13 protein-coding genes are annotated in these 15,273 nt (G+C 74.9%); 7 read left to right on the top strand and 6 right to left on the bottom strand.

Translation table 11 applies throughout. The features are described from left to right. Positions 1 to 696: 696 nt before the first annotated feature. Complete coding sequence (locus AB0D08_RS37230) at positions 697 to 1,533, top strand: DUF5995 family protein (protein WP_359894765.1); 837 nt, start codon at positions 697 to 699, stop codon at positions 1,531 to 1,533. On the opposite strand, the gene AB0D08_RS37235 is transcribed toward AB0D08_RS37230, so the two are convergent. Beyond that, the gene (locus tag AB0D08_RS37235; RefSeq protein WP_033820492.1) at positions 1,494 to 2,933 is read right to left on the bottom strand and encodes a GuaB1 family IMP dehydrogenase-related protein; all 1,440 of its coding nucleotides are present in this window, start codon (positions 2,931 to 2,933) and stop codon (positions 1,494 to 1,496) included. The genes AB0D08_RS37230 and AB0D08_RS37235 overlap by 40 nt on opposite strands. Positions 2,934 to 3,257: 324 nt before the next feature. On the opposite strand from AB0D08_RS37235, the gene AB0D08_RS37240 reads away from it, so the two are divergent. Beyond that, on the top strand, positions 3,258 to 3,959 hold the full coding sequence (locus AB0D08_RS37240; protein WP_359894767.1) for a DUF4328 domain-containing protein: 702 nt from the start codon (positions 3,258 to 3,260) through the stop codon (positions 3,957 to 3,959). Positions 3,960 to 4,089: 130 nt separating this feature from the next. On the opposite strand, the gene AB0D08_RS37245 is transcribed toward AB0D08_RS37240, so the two are convergent. Together AB0D08_RS37245 and AB0D08_RS37250 are read right to left on the bottom strand one after the other, a co-directional pair. Further along, positions 4,090 to 4,797 (bottom strand): transglycosylase SLT domain-containing protein, encoded by a 708-nt coding sequence (locus AB0D08_RS37245; RefSeq protein ID WP_359894769.1) that lies wholly within the window; start codon positions 4,795 to 4,797, stop codon positions 4,090 to 4,092. A gap of 653 nt (positions 4,798 to 5,450) precedes the next feature. Beyond that, entirely contained in the window at positions 5,451 to 6,209 is a 759-nt protein-coding gene (locus AB0D08_RS37250) for a class I SAM-dependent methyltransferase (RefSeq protein WP_359894770.1), read from the bottom strand. 185 nt (positions 6,210 to 6,394) lie between these two features. Between AB0D08_RS37250 and AB0D08_RS37255 the strand changes: the two genes are divergently transcribed. Both AB0D08_RS37255 and AB0D08_RS37260 read left to right on the top strand, forming a co-directional pair. Next, a complete protein-coding gene (locus AB0D08_RS37255) occupies positions 6,395 to 7,885 on the top strand; it encodes an SDR family NAD(P)-dependent oxidoreductase (protein WP_033820199.1) in 1,491 nt (496 codons plus the stop codon). A gap of 91 nt (positions 7,886 to 7,976) precedes the next feature. Then, positions 7,977 to 8,450 carry an NUDIX domain-containing protein gene (locus tag AB0D08_RS37260; RefSeq protein ID WP_051812278.1) on the top strand — a complete coding sequence of 158 codons (474 nt, stop codon included), beginning with the start codon at positions 7,977 to 7,979 and terminating at the stop codon, positions 8,448 to 8,450. 40 nt (positions 8,451 to 8,490) lie between these two features. Here AB0D08_RS37260 and AB0D08_RS37265 read toward each other — a convergent pair whose 3' ends face one another. Continuing rightward, positions 8,491 to 9,450, bottom strand: coding sequence for a D-2-hydroxyacid dehydrogenase family protein (locus tag AB0D08_RS37265; RefSeq protein ID WP_033820202.1), 960 nt, complete (start codon positions 9,448 to 9,450; stop codon positions 8,491 to 8,493). Between the two features lie 126 nt (positions 9,451 to 9,576). Between AB0D08_RS37265 and AB0D08_RS37270 the strand changes: the two genes are divergently transcribed. Next, a complete protein-coding gene (locus AB0D08_RS37270; RefSeq protein WP_033820198.1) occupies positions 9,577 to 10,173 on the top strand; it encodes an HD domain-containing protein in 597 nt (198 codons plus the stop codon). A gap of 87 nt (positions 10,174 to 10,260) precedes the next feature. On the opposite strand, the gene AB0D08_RS37275 is transcribed toward AB0D08_RS37270, so the two are convergent. Together AB0D08_RS37275 and AB0D08_RS37280 are read right to left on the bottom strand one after the other, a co-directional pair. After that, entirely contained in the window at positions 10,261 to 11,661 is a 1,401-nt protein-coding gene (locus tag AB0D08_RS37275) for a HAMP domain-containing sensor histidine kinase (RefSeq protein WP_033820197.1), read from the bottom strand. Continuing rightward, positions 11,658 to 12,344 (bottom strand): response regulator transcription factor, encoded by a 687-nt coding sequence (locus tag AB0D08_RS37280; RefSeq protein ID WP_033820196.1) that lies wholly within the window; start codon positions 12,342 to 12,344, stop codon positions 11,658 to 11,660. Before AB0D08_RS37280 ends, AB0D08_RS37275 begins: the two co-directional genes overlap by 4 nt. 139 nt (positions 12,345 to 12,483) lie before the next feature. Here AB0D08_RS37280 and AB0D08_RS37285 point away from each other — a divergent pair, with 139 nt between their 5' ends. Beyond that, positions 12,484 to 14,778 (top strand): MMPL family transporter, encoded by a 2,295-nt coding sequence (locus AB0D08_RS37285; protein WP_359894773.1) that lies wholly within the window; start codon positions 12,484 to 12,486, stop codon positions 14,776 to 14,778. Continuing rightward, positions 14,775 to 15,273, top strand: a 499-nt coding sequence (locus tag AB0D08_RS37290; RefSeq protein WP_359894775.1) for a hypothetical protein, incomplete at its 3' end; no start/stop codon positions are given. The genes AB0D08_RS37285 and AB0D08_RS37290, both read left to right, overlap by 4 nt.

A 15,273-nucleotide genomic window follows, 5' to 3' on the forward strand; every position in this document is an offset into this window, starting at 1 on the left:
ACCGGCAGGGCGATGACCGCACCCGCCATGACGGCCATCCGAACGCGCTTGCGCTTGGTGGCGGTGGTGGTGGCAGCGGAAGTCTCGTTACGGAAGATCAATGCGAATCCTTTCGAAGGCCCCGGGTGGGTGGGCGTGCGGAACCAAGGCCACGGGATGGTCGGTTCGTTCGCCTCGCTCGGCGAGCGGCTTGCGCGGGCATCCGGCCCGTTCCGCCGCCCCGGTACTGCGCCGGACGTCCGCTCCGGGGTGAGCCGGTGGGCGGTGCGCCGGGAGTGGACCCGGGTGGTGTTCGTTCACCTGGCACCGAAGTTACGGGGCGGCCGGTGGGCGGTTCAAGGGTGGACCGTGAAGTCCCAGGTCAGGGGGCCGTTACCGATGGTATGAATCGGCAAAATTGCCGCATTTATGGACATTTACCAGCCATTTTCATGATCGAACCACCGATTGCATGGCGTGGCTCACACGCCGGGGCCTGTGAGGCCGCCCACAGCGTCGACGGAGGGTGTCACCCGGCCGACGGTCCGCCACCGGATCGGGCCCCGGCCGCCATGTCGATCACCCGTCCGTGTGGCACCGGCCACTCGGACGCCGGATCGCCCGGCGGCGTGCTGCCGCCGGGCCGGTGGCTGCTGCGATGGTGGGGCCTCGCTCCCGGGCCGCCGGGCGCGGGAGGGCGGAGAGCGGAGCGCGGAGATGACGACGACCACCGGTACCGCGCTCACCGTCGACGACGCGGTCGCCCGGATGACGGAGCTGGCCGCGGGGGCGGCGCCCGGCGACGGCGTGGCGGTCTTCAACGGGATGTACCTGACGGTCACCGCCCTGGTACGGGACCGGCTGGCCGGGTCCTGGTTCGAGGACCCGGCCGCGATGGCCCGCCTCGACGGCGTGTTCGCCGCCCGCTACCTCGACGCCGTCGACGACGACGCGGCCGGCCGGCGCCCGGCCGCCTGCTGGCGGCCGCTGTTCGAACTGCGCCGGCATCCGGGCATCCACCCGCTGCAGTACGCGCTGGCCGGGATGAACGCCCACATCGAGCACGACCTGCCGCTGGCCGTCCTGGACACCTGCCGCCAGCTCGGCCGCGAGCCGGAGCAGTTGTCGGCCGACTACCGGCGGATCAACACCCTGCTCGCCCAGGTGGAGGCGCAGGTCCGGGCGGAGCTGCTGCCCTCGCCCGCCGAGCTGCCCGCGGCGCAGCCGCTGCTGCACGTGGTCGGGGTGTGGAGCATCGACCGTGCCCGGGACGCGGCCTGGGCGAGCGTGCTGGCGCTGTGGCAGCTGCGCGGGCTGCCGTTGGCCTTCCGGGCGGTGGCGGCGGCGCTCTCCGGTTCGGTCGGGATGGTCGGCCGCGCCCTGCTCACCCCGCTGGACGGCGCCACCCCGCCGAACGGCCCCGCCGCACCGGACGCCGCGGGCCGGCCCCCCGCCGAAGCGGAGGGCCGGCCCGTACGGGACGACCTGCCGGGCCGGGTGCGCCCGGCCGCCGGTCAGGCCCAGCTGGAGTGCAGCGGCTTGCCCTCGGCGTAGCCGGCCGCGCTCTGCACGCCGATGACCGCGTTCTGGTGGAACTCCTCCAGGCTGTTGGCGCCGGCGTAGGTACAGGAGCTGCGGACACCGGCCACGATCGAGTCGATCAGGTCCTCGACGCCCGGGCGGGCCGGGTCGAGGAACATCCGCGAGGTCGAGATGCCCTCCTCGAACAGCGCCTTGCGGGCCCGGTCGTACGCGGACTCCTCGGCGGTCCGGTTGCGCACGGCGCGGGCGGAGGCCATGCCGAAGCTCTCCTTGTACTGGCGGCCGTCGGCGGCGGTGTGCAGGTCGCCCGGCGACTCGTGGGTACCGGCGAACCAGGACCCGATCATCACGTTGGACGCGCCGGCGGCCAGCGCCATCGCGACGTCGCGGGGGTGGCGGACGCCGCCGTCGGCCCAGACGTGCTTGCCGAGGCTGCGGGCCTCGGCGGCGCACTCCAGGACCGCGGAGAACTGCGGGCGGCCGACGCCGGTCATCATCCGGGTGGTGCACATCGCGCCGGGGCCGACGCCGACCTTGAGGATGTCGGCACCGGCCTCGACCAGGTCGCGGACGCCTGCGGCGGAGACCACGTTGCCGGCCACGATCGGGATCTGCGGGTCCAGGCCGCGGACGGCGCGCAGCGCGCTGATCATCGACTCCTGGTGGCCGTGCGCGGTGTCCACCACCAGCACGTCCGCGCCGGCCTCGATCAGGGCCTTGGCCTTGCCGGCCACATCGCCGTTGATCCCGACGGTGGCGGCGATCCGCAGCTTGCCGGCGCCGTCGACGGCGGGGGTGTAGAGGGTGGCGCGCAGCGCGTTCTTGCGGGTCAGCAGGCCGACCAGCGCCCCGTCCCGGTCGACCACGGGCGCGAGCTTGCGGTGGCCCTCGTTGAGCTTCTCGAAGGCGGCGCGCGGGTCGATGCCCTCCTCCAGCAGCAGCAGGTCGCGGGACATCACCTCGGAGAGGCTGGTGAACCGGTCGACGCCCTGGCAGTCGGAGTCGGTGACCACGCCGACGGGCTTGCCGTCCTCCACCACGACGAGCGCGTTGTGGGCGCGCTTGGGCAGCAGCGACAGCGCGTCCGCGACGGTGTCGCCGGGGGCCAGGGTGATCGGGGTGTCGTGCACCAGGTGGCGCTGCTTCACCCAGCCGATGACGTCGGCGATGACCTCGGTCGGGATGTCCTGCGGGATGGCGACCAGGCCGCCGCGGCGGGCCACGGTCTCGGCCATCCGGCGGCCGGCGATGGCGGTCATGTTGGCGACCACCAGCGGGATGGTGGTGCCGGTGCCGTCGTTCGAGGACAGGTCCACGGCCTGACGGGAGCCCACGGCGGAGCGGCTGGGGACCATGAAGACGTCGTCGTACGTAAGGTCGTACGCGGGCTTGAGGTCGTTCAGGAAGCGCATGAATGGGGCTCTCTGGCTGGGGAAACGTACACCTCGGGCGCGGTTGCGGCTCGGCCGCGGGGCGCACTCGGGCGCCCCGCACCCAACGTTCAATACTCGGTGATACGGGCGCGCAAAGCCAGCCACCGCGCAATCGTTGAAGATCACCACAAGCCGCCCGGGGCCCCACACGGCGATCTTCGTAGGAACATACAGGGCGCGCGGGTGCGGACGGCTCCGCGGCCGCCCGGAAGATCGGTGGCGGGTCCGCCCCGGTGCCCTCTAAGGTGCAGCTGATCATCCCGGCGGGCCGTGCCCGCCGCATCGCTCTCCGGGGGGACTCCTTTGGCCTGCACGTCCTGCGACGGGGATCCGTACGCGCAGGCGGTCGACGGCTGCCGCGACTGCACCACCGACCCGGCCGGGCCGCGGCCGGCCGGCGCACCCTGGCCGTACGGCGCTCGGCGGACGCTGCCGCCGGGCCGGATCACCGATCCCCTCGCCCTGGGCAGGGCGACCCAGGGGCTTCTGGTGCTGGTGACCGTTCTGCCGCTCGTCGCCGCGGCGGCCGAGGCCGTGTCCGGCAGCGCCACGACACCGGTCGGCCAGGCGGCGCGCCTGTGGGGGATGCCCGCGCTGGCGGTCACCGGCATCGTCTTCGTCTGCTGGTTCGCCCGGTGCCGGGCCAACGCGGAACTGCTCGCGCCGGGCGGGAACCGCTACGGGCAGGGCTGGGCGGTCGGCGCCTGGGTGGTCCCGTTCGCCATGTGGTGGATCCCGCACCGGATCGCCCGGGACGTCTGGCGGGCCGGCGCTCCGCCCCGGGCCGAGCGGCTGGTCCACCTCTGGTGGGCCGCCTGGCTCGCCAGGACCGTGGGAGCCCTCGTCCTGGCCCGGCTCGGCATCGGGATCGGCGTCTTCGAGACGTACGTCCTGGTGGCCAACACGGTGGCGGGCGTGCTGGCGGTCCTGCTGGTGGAGCGGATCACCAAGGTCCAGTCGTGGCACGCCTCGGGCCGCCCGGCGGTCGCGGTCGCGACGTCCTGACCGCACGGTCCGACCCCCGGGGAGCGGCCCCGGGGGTGGGACGGGCGCCGCGCCGCTCCGCCCTGGTCAGGGAGTTCGCGGCGGGCGCCCGGTGTTCTGCGTCGGCGGCCCGGGCCGGGTCCGGCGAGGCTTAGTAGCCGCGCCAGCAGGAGCCGTAGCAACGGGCCTTGGCCACGTTGTCCATGCTGCCGTAGACGTGGTTGCAGTAGCGGGCGCTGGCCACCAGGTTGTCGACCGGGTTGGTGATGTCGGTGTGGCCCGGCAGGGAGTAGGCCTTGAAGGTCGGCTTGATCATCTGGGTCAGGCCGATCGACGGGATGCCCGCCTTGGCGTTGGAGTCCCAGCCGTTGACGGCCTTCGGGTTGCCGGAGGACTCGGACATCGCGGTGGCCTTCATCGCCTTCGCGGAGGGCACCCGGTCACCGTGGGCGGCCAGCACGTCACGGGCCTCCTGGATCCAGCCGTCCAGGTTGTTGGAGTAGCTGGGCGCGGCCGGAGCCGGGGCCGGCGCGGGGGCGGGTGCCGGGGCCGGGGCGGGCGCCGGAGCGGCGGCCGGTGCCTCGGCGGGCGCGGGGGCGGCCGGGGCTGCCGGGGCGGCCTCGGGTGCGGGGGCCTGGGCCGGGGCCGCGGCAGCGGGGTCCTGGGCGGCGGGCGCGGCAGCGGCGACGGCGGCAGCGGGGGCCGGCGACGCCTCGGCGGCGAACGCCTGGCTGGCCGGGACAGCCAGGCCGACGGCCACCGCACCGGTCAGTCCGACGGCGAGGAAGCAGTCGGGCAGGCGGGGGTGGTGCATTCGGATGTTCGACAGCCGAAGCCGCCCCTGGCTGATGGCACGCACGCTTGAAGCACCTCTTGGGTCGTGGGGGTCGCACACCGCCTCGGGACAGCCGAGAGCCCGTGCGGAGCACGGAGCGCCGCGCACTGGGCGGCCGATGTACGGCGACGGGGTCCGACCCGCCGACTGCGCAGCGGGCCGGAGTGCGGCCCGGGTCACGGCCCGCTCGATGACGGGGCCGACTGCGCCGGGTGGCGTCCGCCGGTACCGACCGGCCGGAGCGCTCCCTCGATGTTGCGGGACCCCCACCCCCGGAGCAACCGCCTCCAGGGGGTCCCGACGCCCCGTCAGTCAGCTCATCCGGAATTGTGCATTCCGTTACCGGACAGCGGCCATGACGACCCGTCGGCAGGCCCAACACCCGGTACCGGCCCGTTCGCCGTGGGAAAGCTCACAGGCGAGACGGACGATTCGGACATAACGGTCATAAATCAAGATCCTCCGCGCCTTCGGGATCCCCCAACCCGCCTAGGAGCGAGAGGAGTTGAGGCCACAACCGGCCGACCCCCCGCCCCTCCTCCGGCGGCACCGCCGCGCACTCCGACGTGACCCCCGTCTCGCCGCCAGGGAGCCCCGCACCCCCGTCGGGTGACCCGCGTCACCGCCCGGCACCGGACCCTCGGGCCCCCGAACAGCCCCGGCGCCGGGCGGTGAGGTCAGCGGACGGCCGCGACCATCGAGTCCGCCACCGAGCGCCACACCACACCGGCCTCCCGGAAGCCCGCGTCGACCAGCCGGGCCGTGTGCCAGGCGGCCGGCCGGGGCTCCGGGTCCCGGTGTCCGCCGAAGATCTCGCGGCGCTCCGCGACCAGGTCGCCGAGCAGCGGGTCCGCGGCGGCCGCGGCCCACCACCGGCTCCAGTCCAGCGCCCCGGCGGCCCGCTCCCGCTGCTGCCGGCGCTGCTGGAACGCCTCGTCGGCGGCGTTCAGCAAGGGGGTGGCCGGCTCGGGGGTGTGGTCGGCATTGAGGAAGACGCCGCCGGGGCTCAGCAGGGCGGCGAGGTCCCCGTAGAGGCGGACCAGGTCGGCGGCGGGCAGCCAGTGCAGCGCGGTGGCGGTGACCACGGCGTCGTACGGGCCGGGCGGGAGCCGCCCGGCCCAGGCGCCGTCGCGCAGGTCGGCGCTGACCAGGGTGAGGCGGGGCTCGGCGGCGAAGTGGCCCTCGGCGATGGCGAGCAGGGCGGGGTCCAGGTCGACGCCGACGCTCACGGCGCCGGGCAGGCGGGCGAGCAGCCGCTCACTGATGGAGCCGGTGCCGCAGGCGAGGTCGAGCACTCGGGGGGCGGGCCCGGCGTGGGCCTCGACCGTGTCGAGCATCACCCGGAAGCGCTCCTCGCGGTCGGGGAGGTACCACTCCTGCTGCCGGTCCCAGCTGCGCTGCCAGTCGTCCCAGTACTCGCGGTCCGTGCCGTTCATGGGGACACCCCTCCCAGGTAAGAGACTCAGACCCCGCTGGGCCCTTACGGATCATAGGGCGAGATCGGTAATAGTCACAAGCGGCGAGAGACCATTACCGGGGTGGGGTTTTCGCCCCTTCACCGGCCGCTCCCGTAGAGTTCGCCGGGAGAATCGGCGATGTGGACAAGGGAACAACAGCGGTCATGACGGCGGGCGCGGACATCCAGAACGCAGCAGAAGAGATCGAGTACGGCCCCGGCATCGACCCGGAACGGCTGGAGCTCTGCCTCAGCGTCCTCGCCGAGCTCGACGAGCTGGACGTCGACCACCCGGACGCGATCACCGTCCGCAAGGCGGTCGGCGGCATCTTCCGCACCCTCAAACAGCGCCGCCGCCAGGAGACCCGGGCCCGCAAGACCGCCAACGACCGCGACGTCACCTCCCGTACCGCCACCGGCGCGCCGGGCCGGATCGACGACGAGACGGCCGGCGCGTTCGGCCTCACCACCGAGACCGTCACAGAGATCGCCGGGATACTCGAGCGCCCGCGCTCCTGCTACACCTGCAAGCAGCGCTACGTCGAGGTGGACGCCTTCTACCACCAGCTCTGCCGCAACTGCGCCGCGCTCAACCACAGCCGCCGGGGCGCCCGCGCCGACCTGACCGGCAAGCGGGCGCTGCTCACCGGCGGGCGGGCCAAGATCGGTATGTACATCGCGCTGCTGCTGCTGCGCGACGGCGCGCACACCACGATCACCACCCGCTTCCCGAACGACGCCATCCGCCGCTTCAAGGCGATGCCGGACAGCGCCGACTGGATCCACCGTCTCAAGATCATCGGCATCGACCTGCGCGACCCCGCGCAGGTGATGGCGCTGGCCGAGGAGGTCGCGGCGGACGGCCCGCTGGACATCCTGATCAACAACGCCGCCCAGACGGTCCGGCGCTCCCCCGCGGCCTACCGCGAACTGATCGCCGCCGAGTCGGCACCGCTGCCGGCCGGCGAACTGCCCCCGTCCACCGTGATCGGCCGGTACGGCAGCGGCAGTGTCGACCTGCCCGCACTGCCCGCGCAGGCCACCGGCGACACCGACCGGGTCACCGCCGAGGACGTCACCGCGCTCGCCCTGGTCGCCGGCTCGGCGACGCCCGAGCGGATCGCCGCCGGCACCGCGATCGACGCGGGCGGGCTGGTCCCCGACCTCGACGCCACCAACAGCTGGGTGCAGACCGTCAGCGAGGTCGGCCCGGTCGAGCTGCTGGAGGTGCAACTCTGCAACTCCACCGCGCCGTTCATCCTGATCAGCCAGCTGCGCCCGGCGATGGCCGCGTCCACCGCGCGCCGCAAGTACGTGGTGAACGTCTCCGCGATGGAGGGCGTCTTCAACCGCGGCTACAAGGGCGCCGGCCACCCGCACACCAACATGGCCAAGGCTGCGCTGAACATGCTCACCCGCACCAGCGCGGACGAGATGCTGCGGACCGACGGCATCCTGATGACCAGCGTGGACACCGGCTGGATCACCGACGAGCGGCCGCACCCCGACAAGATGCGCCTCGCCGAGGAGGGCTTCCACGCCCCGCTCGACCTGGTCGACGGCGCCGCCCGGGTGTACGACCCGATCGTGCGCGGCGAACTGGGCGAGGACCTGTACGGCTGCTTCCTCAAGGACTACTCCAAGGCCCCCTGGTAGCAGGCGGGTCCGCGGTGCGCGGCCCGGCGGCGCGCGGATCGGATCGGTCCCGGGCGACAGTGCGGCAGGCGACGGGCGGGAGGTGACCGGGGTGGCGGCGGTACCGGTGATCGGGGCGGGCGTGATCGTCCCGACGACGGACGGGCGGGTGCTGCTCGGCCGGCGGACCACGGCCGGCGAGGAGCCGAGCTGGGGCCTGCCCGGCGGCAAGGCCGACCGGGCGGGCGAGTCCTTCGAGCAGGCCGCCGCCCGGGAGTTGGCGGAGGAGACCGGCATCGTGCTGCCGGCGGCGGCGATGCGGGTGCTCGCCGTCCTGCTCGACCACCAGGGCGGCCGGCCCCGGCTCACCGCCGCCGTCCTCGCCCCGCCGAGCGACGCCCCCGCCGTTGTCACCGAACCGCACGCCTGCGCCGGCTGGGAGCGCTTCGCCCTCGACGCGCTGCCCGCGCCGCTGTTCTACCCCTCGGCGCTGGTGCTCGGCAGCTGGCTGCCGGGCCTCACCGACCCCGCGGGCGCCCACCGTTACCCCTTGCTCCCATCCGGGATCCGGCCCGCCTCCGACTGACCGACCGTCACATCCGTCTCCAGTCGGGCAGTTCGGCGGCTCAGGCCAGCCGGCGGACCGGCGTCCCGGCCAGGAACCCCGCGATGTCCTCCACCGCCTCGCCGTAGTACGTCCGGTAGTTGCGCTCGGTCACGTACCCGAGGTGCGGGGTGGCGAGCAGGTTCGGCAGCGAACGGTACGGGTGGTCCGCGGGAAGCGGCTCGGTCTCGAAGACGTCGACCCCGGCGCCCGCGATCCAGCCCTCGCGCAGCGCCTCGGCCAGCGCGTCCTGGTCGACGATCGCGGCCCTGGAGGTGTTCACCAGGTAGGCGGTGGGCCGCATCCGCCGCAGCTCGGCCGCGCCGAGCAGGCCCCGGGTCCGCTCGCTCAGGACCAGGTGGACGGAGACGAAGTCGCTGCCGGCGAGCAGTTCCTCCTTGGACGCCGCCAGGGTGGCTCCCACCTCCTCGGCCCGTTCGGCGGTCAGATTGCGGCTCCAGGCGGTCACTTCCATCCCGAAGGCCCGGCCGATCCGGGCCGCCTCGCCGCCGATCTTGCCGAGGCCGAGCAGGCCGAGCCGCCGCCCGTACAGGTCGGTGCCGACGGTGCTCTGCCACGGGCCGCCGGCCCGTACGGCGGCGCTCTCCGGGACCACCTGCCGGGCCAGGCCGAGGATCAGCGCCCAGGTGAGTTCCAGCGGCGGCTGGGAGAAGCTCGCGGTACCGCTCACCACGACACCGTGGGCGGCCGCCGCCGCGAGGTCGATCGACGCGTTGCGCATACCCGAGGTGATCAGCAGCCGGAGCCGGGGAAGCCGCGCGAACACCTCGGCGGTGAACGGCGTGCGCTCCCGCATCGCGACCACGATCTCGCAGTCGCCGACCGCCTCGACCAGCCCGTCCACCGAGGTGAAGTGCTCCCGCAGCGACCGGACTTCGACCCGGTCCTCGACCGGGGACCAGTCGGCGGCCGACCGGGCGACCTCCTGGTAGTCGTCCAGCACCGCACAGCGCAGCGTCATCGTCGCTCCCTCGCCCCGGCCGCCGTTCCAGGCGTCGGCCGCCCTGGTCACGCAGCCTATCCGGAGCCGTGGCCGCCTCCGCCGGACGGGTCCGGACCGGTCGGCACGGATTGCTAGGCTGCCCGGGTGATCCTGCCGACCGTCAGCAGCGTGCGCGCGCTGCACGAGAAGTACGCGCCCGGCCCCGAAGCCCTCGATCTGGTGCTCACCCACTGCGAGATCGTCGCCCGGATCGCGCTCCGGCTCGCCGAGCGCGCCGGGCAGCCGGTCGACACCGCCCTGGTCGAGGTGGGTGCGCTGCTGCACGACATCGGCGTCTACCGGGTCGGCACCGGCGCGTACATCCGGCACGGCGTGCTCGGCCACGAGCTCCTGCGGGCCGAGGGCCTGCCGGAGGAGTTGTGCCGTTTCGCCTCCTGCCACACCGGCGTCGGGCTGACCTGCGACGACATCGTCACCCAGCAGCTGCCGATCCCGCTCGGCGACTACCTCGCCGGGACGGTCGAGGAGCGGCTGGTGATGTACGCGGACAAGTTCCACTCCAAGAGCACCCCGCCGCGCTTCCTCGACGTCGCCGCCTACGCGGGCCGGTTGGCGCAGTTCGGGCCGGACAAGGTCACCGCTTTCGACGCGCTGGTGGACGAGTTCGGCCACCCCGACCTCGACCCGCTGGTCGCCGAGTACGGCCACGCCTGGCAGCAGGGCGCGCCACTGCCGCGCTGAGCACCGGCCGGGCCGCGCCGCCGGTCACCGGGATCCGGCCGCCGGTCGGTACACCCGGTCGGTACACCCGGCAGGTGCGCCCCTCAGTCAGGTACGCCGGCCGGGTGCGCCGGGGTCCGGCGGCGCCGTGGGCAGGGTGACAGTGAAGGCCGCGCCGCCCTCGGGGCCGTGGCCCTCGACGGTGACGGTGCCGCCGAGCAGGCCGGTCAGCCGGTGCGCGATGGCGAGACCCAGGCCGCTGCCGACCGGGCGGGTGTCGCGGTAACGGCCGTGCAGCGCGCCGCTGTCGAACGCGACGTCGACGTCCTCCTCGGTCAGGCCGGGCCCGCTGTCGCGGACCTGGAGCCGGGCCCCGCCGCCGTCGGGCGCGCTCAGCGCGAGGACCACCCGGCCGCCGCCCGGTGTCGCCCGCAGGGCGTTCTGCACCAGCCCGTCCAGCAGTTGCCGCACCCGGAACGGGTCGGTGTCCACCACCACCGGCCGCTCCGGCAGTTCGAGCCGCACCTGCACGCCGAGCCGCTCCCCGGGGCCGGCCCAGAACGCCGCCGCCTCGGCGGCCGGCGCACCGAGGTCGGTCGGCCCGCACTCCAGCCGGAAGTCGTCGGCGGTCAGCCGCGCCAGGTCCAGCAGGTCGCCGAGGAAGCGGTCCAGGCGCCGGGTCTCGTCCGCCAGGACCTGTCCGACCTCGGGTACCCCGGCCGGTTCGACCAGGCCGTCGGCGAGCGCCTCCGCGTAGCCCTGCAGCGCGGTCAGCGGGGTGCGCAGCTCGTGCGAGACCGACAGCAGGAAGTCGCGCTGGCGGTTCTCGCTGCGCGCGAGGGCGCCGTCCAGGACGTTGAGGGCGTGGCCGATCTCGGCGGCCTCCCGCGGTCCGCCGACGGTGGCGCGCACCCCGCGTTCGCCGCCCGCCAGCCGGTGCGCGACCTCGGCGGCCGACACCAGCGGGCGGGCGATCCGGCGCGCCAGCAGGGCGCCGGCCAGCGCCGCGCCGACCATGCCGGCCAGCAGCGGGAGCACGGTGTTGCGGCGGATCCGGCCGGTGTTCTGCTCGACCACGGTGTACGGCTCGGTGAGGACGGCGGCGCCGCCGCGTGCCCCCGGCACCCCGACCAGCAGGACCTCGCGGCCGCCGAGCACGGCGGTGGTGGAGACCGGCCGGCCCGCGAGCAGGTCGGCCTTGGCGGCGGTGCCGACCGCCGGGGTGGCGGTGCCGCTGACCGAACCGTCGGGGGTGATGACGGCGAGCTCGACGCCGTTGGGTCCGCCGAGCGCCTGGGCGCCGTTGAAGAGCAGCCCGGACAGGTTGGGCAGCCGGCTGAGCACGGTCGCCTGGCGGGCCAGCTGGTCGCGCTCGCGCTGCTCGACGCCGTGCGCCGCGGTCTGCCAGGCGACCAGCCCGGTCAGCGCCACCGCGAGGGCGGCGACCGCGGTGGTCAGCAGCACCAGGGTCCGGGCCAGCGAGGTGCGCGGCCGCCGTCCGCCGGTCACCGGCCGGGGTCCGTCGCGCTGTAGCCGACGCCGCGGACGGTCCGGATCGGGCTGGCGTCGCCGAGCTTGGCGCGCAGCTGCGAGACGAACACGTCGACCATCCGGGTGTCGCGGTAGCCGGGGTAGCCCCAGACCTCGGCGAGCAGCTGCTCGCGGGTGTAGACCCGTCCCGGCTGCCGGACCAGGTGGGCGATCAGGTTGAACTCGGTGGCGGTGAGTTCGACCGGCTCGCCGTCCCGGCGCACGGTGCGGCTGACCGGGTCGACGCTGAGCCGGCCGACCCCGCCCGGTGCCGCCCCCGGCGGGCCGGCCGCCCGGCGCAGCACCGTCTTGACCCGGGCCACCAGTTCCCGCGGCGAGAACGGCTTGGTCAGGTAGTCGTCGGCGCCCAGTTCCAGCCCGAGGATCCGGTCGGCCTCCTCGCCGCGCGCGGTGACCAGCAGCACCGGCGTCCAGTCGCCGGCGTCGCGCAGGGCCCGGCAGAAGGTGATGCCGTCCAGGCCCGGCAGGCCGACGTCCAGCACGATCGCGACGGGGTGCATCCGCCTGGCCGCGGCGAGGCCGGCCCGCCCGTCGCTCTCGACGTGGACGCCGAAGCCCTCGCGGGCCAGGTACAGCCGCTGGACGTCGGCGATGTGGCGCTCGTCCTCGACGACCAGGACGAGACCCCGGGACTCGGTCATCGCTACCTCTCTCACGTGCGGAAACGCCACCGATGCTAGCCAGGCCGGCCGGCCCGGCCGCGGCCCGCCCCGCGGCCCGTACATTCCCCGAACAATCCGCCAACGCCGTCCTTACCGGTGTCGCACAGGGTGGGGCCCCATGACCACCGAACCCACCGAACGGCCCGCGCCCGTCGACCGGCCGTCACCACCCACCCGGACCGCACCCGCACCCGCTCCCGCTCCCGCTCCCGGGGCCGCGGCGGCGACCCGCCCCGGCCTGCTGCACCGGACCGGGCGCTGGTGCGCCCGGCGGGCCTGGCCGGTGATCGTCGTCTGGGCCGCGCTGCTGGCCGGCCTCGGGGTGGCCGATGCCCGCTGGGGCGGCACCTTCGCCGACAGTTTCGCGCTGCCGGGCACCGCCACCCAGACCGGCGGCGATCTGCTCCGCGACCACGGCGGCCGTACCACCGCGGGGGTCGCCGCACCCCTGGTGATCCGGTCCGGGGGGCCGGTCTCCGACCATCGGGCCGCGGTCGGTTCGGCGGTGGACGCCCTCGGCCGGCTGCCCGACGTGCTCGCGGTGTCGGATCCGCTGGCCACCCCCGGCGCGGTGTCGGCGGACGGCCGGACCGCGCTGGTCACCGTACGTTTCGCCACCACCCCGGCCGCCTTCGACCCGTCCTACCTGGCCGGGGTCGACGCGGCGGTGGGGCCGCTGCGCGCCGACGGCGTCACGGTCGAGTACGGCGACCCGCTGGGGCAGTTGGCGGCACCGAAGTCGGCCGACCGGGCCTCGGAGGCGATCGGGCTGGCGGTCGCCGTGCTGGTGCTGCTGATCGGCTTCGGCAGCGTCGCGGCGGCCGGTCTGCCGCTGCTGACCGCCGTCCTGGGGCTGGCGGCCGGGCTGGGCGGTCTCGGGCTGCTCGCGGCCCGTTTCGACTTCGCCCAGGCCGCGCCGACGCTCGCCGCGATGATGGGTCTGGGCGTCGGCATCGACTACGCGCTGTTCCTGGTGACCCGCCACCGGGCGCTGCTGCACGCCGGGGTGGAGCCCACCGAGGCGGTCGGGCGCACGGTGGCCACCAGCGGCCGGGCGGTGCTGGTGGCGGCCGCCACCGTGGCGATGGCGCTGGCGGGGCTGTTCGCCTCCGGCATCGGGTTCATCGGGACGCTGGGTGCGGCCGCCGGGCTGACCGTGCTGGTCGCCGCGGCCGCCTCGGTGACGCTGACGCCCGCACTGCTGGGACTGCTCGGGCACCGGATCGACCGGCTCCGGGTGCGCACCCCGGTCGCCGAGCCGACCGGCAGCTCCGACGTGTGGCACCGCTGGGCGGCGCTGGTCGGCCGGCGGCCCTGGCTGTTCCTGTCCGGCGGACTGCTGGTACTGGGCGTGCTCGCCGTCCCACTGGCCTCGCTGCAGCTCGGCCACGTCGACGCGGGCGCGCAGCCCGCCGGGCGGACCGACCGCCGGGCCTACGACCTGATCGGCGAGGCCTTCGGGCCGGGCGCGAACGGCCCGCTGACGGTGGTCGTCCAGCTGGACAGCCGCCTGGTCGCCGACCAGGCCGGGCGTGGGCGGCTCGCCGACGGGATCGGGCGCGAGCTGGCCGCCGTCCCCGGTGTCGCCTCCGTCGGCCGGCCGGTGACCAGCCCCGACGGGGTGCTGCTGATCACCACGGTCACCCCGGCGACCGGCCCGCAGGACCGGGCGACCTCGGCGCTGATCCACACCCTCCAGGACACGGCCCTGCCGCACGCGCTGGCCGGGAGCGGCGCCACCGGTTACCTCACCGGGCCGACGGCGGCCGGGCAGACCTTCACCGACACCCTGGTCGCGAGGCTGCCGCTGATCATCGGCATCGTGGTCGCGGCGGCGTTCGTGCTGCTGCTCACGGTGTTCCGCAGCCTGCTGGTCGCGGTCAAGGCGGCGGTGCTCAACCTCTGCTCGATCGGCGCCGCGTACGGCGTCGTGGTCGCGGTCTTCCAGTGGGGCTGGGGCGGCGGCCTGCTGGGTGTGGGCGAGAAGGTCCCGGTCGAGTCCTACGTGCCGATGATGATGTTCGCGATCGCCTTCGGGCTCTCGATGGACTACGAGGTGTTCCTGCTGTCCCGGATCCGCGAGACCTGGTTGCACCGCGGGGACAACCACCTGGCGGTCGCCACCGGACTCGCCGCCACCGCCAGGGTGATCACCTGCGCGGCGCTGATCATGACCAGTGTCTTCCTGGCCTTCCTGCTCTCCAGCAACGCGGTGGTCAAGATGCTCGCGCTCGGTCTCGGTGTCAGCGTCGTCATCGACGCGACCGTGGTCCGGCTGGTGCTGGTGCCCGCGACCATGTACCTGTTCGGCCGCGCCAACTGGTGGCTCCCGCGCCCACTGGACCGGCTGCTGCCGCACCTCGACCCCGAGGGTCCCGCCGCCGCGCCCACCGCCGGGGGTGAGGCCCGGTGACGCGCCGGGCGACCGCGGACCGGGCCGCTTCCGGGCCGGCCACCGCGGACCGGACGGCCGGGGGCGGGACGGCCAGGGGTGGGGCCGCTCGGTTCCGGGCCGCCGTCCGCGGGCGCCGGGCGACCGCCGTCACCGTCGCGGTGGCGCTCACGGCGGTCCTGGCGGGCGGCGCGGGCGAACTCACCGCGCGCACCCTGATCCGCGACCGCGTCGCCGGTGCGGCCCCCGGCCTCGGAGGCCTGACGGCCACCACGGGCGGCTCCGCCCTGTGGGCCCTGGTCGACCGCCACCTCCCCCACCTGGACATCGGCAGCGACGACGCCCACGCGGGTCCGCTGTCAGGGCTCTCGGTACGGGCCCGCCTCGACGACGTCCGGCTCGGCGGCCCGGCCCGCTTCGCCGCCGCCGCCGACCACGGCGATGTCCTGGTCACGGAAGAAGAAACCGTCACAGGTGGCGCACCACGAGACGCCGCGGCCGGAGAGGGCGTCCTCC

The organism is Kitasatospora sp. NPDC048540 (assembly GCF_040651175.1).
Lineage (GTDB): Bacteria > Actinomycetota > Actinomycetes > Streptomycetales > Streptomycetaceae > Kitasatospora.

Coding starts and splice junctions, on each gene's coding strand:
- AB0D08_RS37230 (WP_359894765.1), top strand. CDS start 697: ATGACGACGACCACCGGTACCGCGCTCACCGTCGACGACGCGGTCGCC.
- AB0D08_RS37235 (WP_033820492.1), bottom strand. CDS start 2,933: ATGCGCTTCCTGAACGACCTCAAGCCCGCGTACGACCTTACGTACGAC.
- AB0D08_RS37250 (WP_359894770.1), bottom strand. CDS start 6,209: ATGAACGGCACGGACCGCGAGTACTGGGACGACTGGCAGCGCAGCTGG.
- AB0D08_RS37255 (WP_033820199.1), top strand. CDS start 6,395: ATGACGGCGGGCGCGGACATCCAGAACGCAGCAGAAGAGATCGAGTAC.
- AB0D08_RS37265 (WP_033820202.1), bottom strand. CDS start 9,450: ATGACGCTGCGCTGTGCGGTGCTGGACGACTACCAGGAGGTCGCCCGG.
- AB0D08_RS37280 (WP_033820196.1), bottom strand. CDS start 12,344: ATGACCGAGTCCCGGGGTCTCGTCCTGGTCGTCGAGGACGAGCGCCAC.
- AB0D08_RS37285 (WP_359894773.1), top strand. CDS start 12,484: ATGACCACCGAACCCACCGAACGGCCCGCGCCCGTCGACCGGCCGTCA.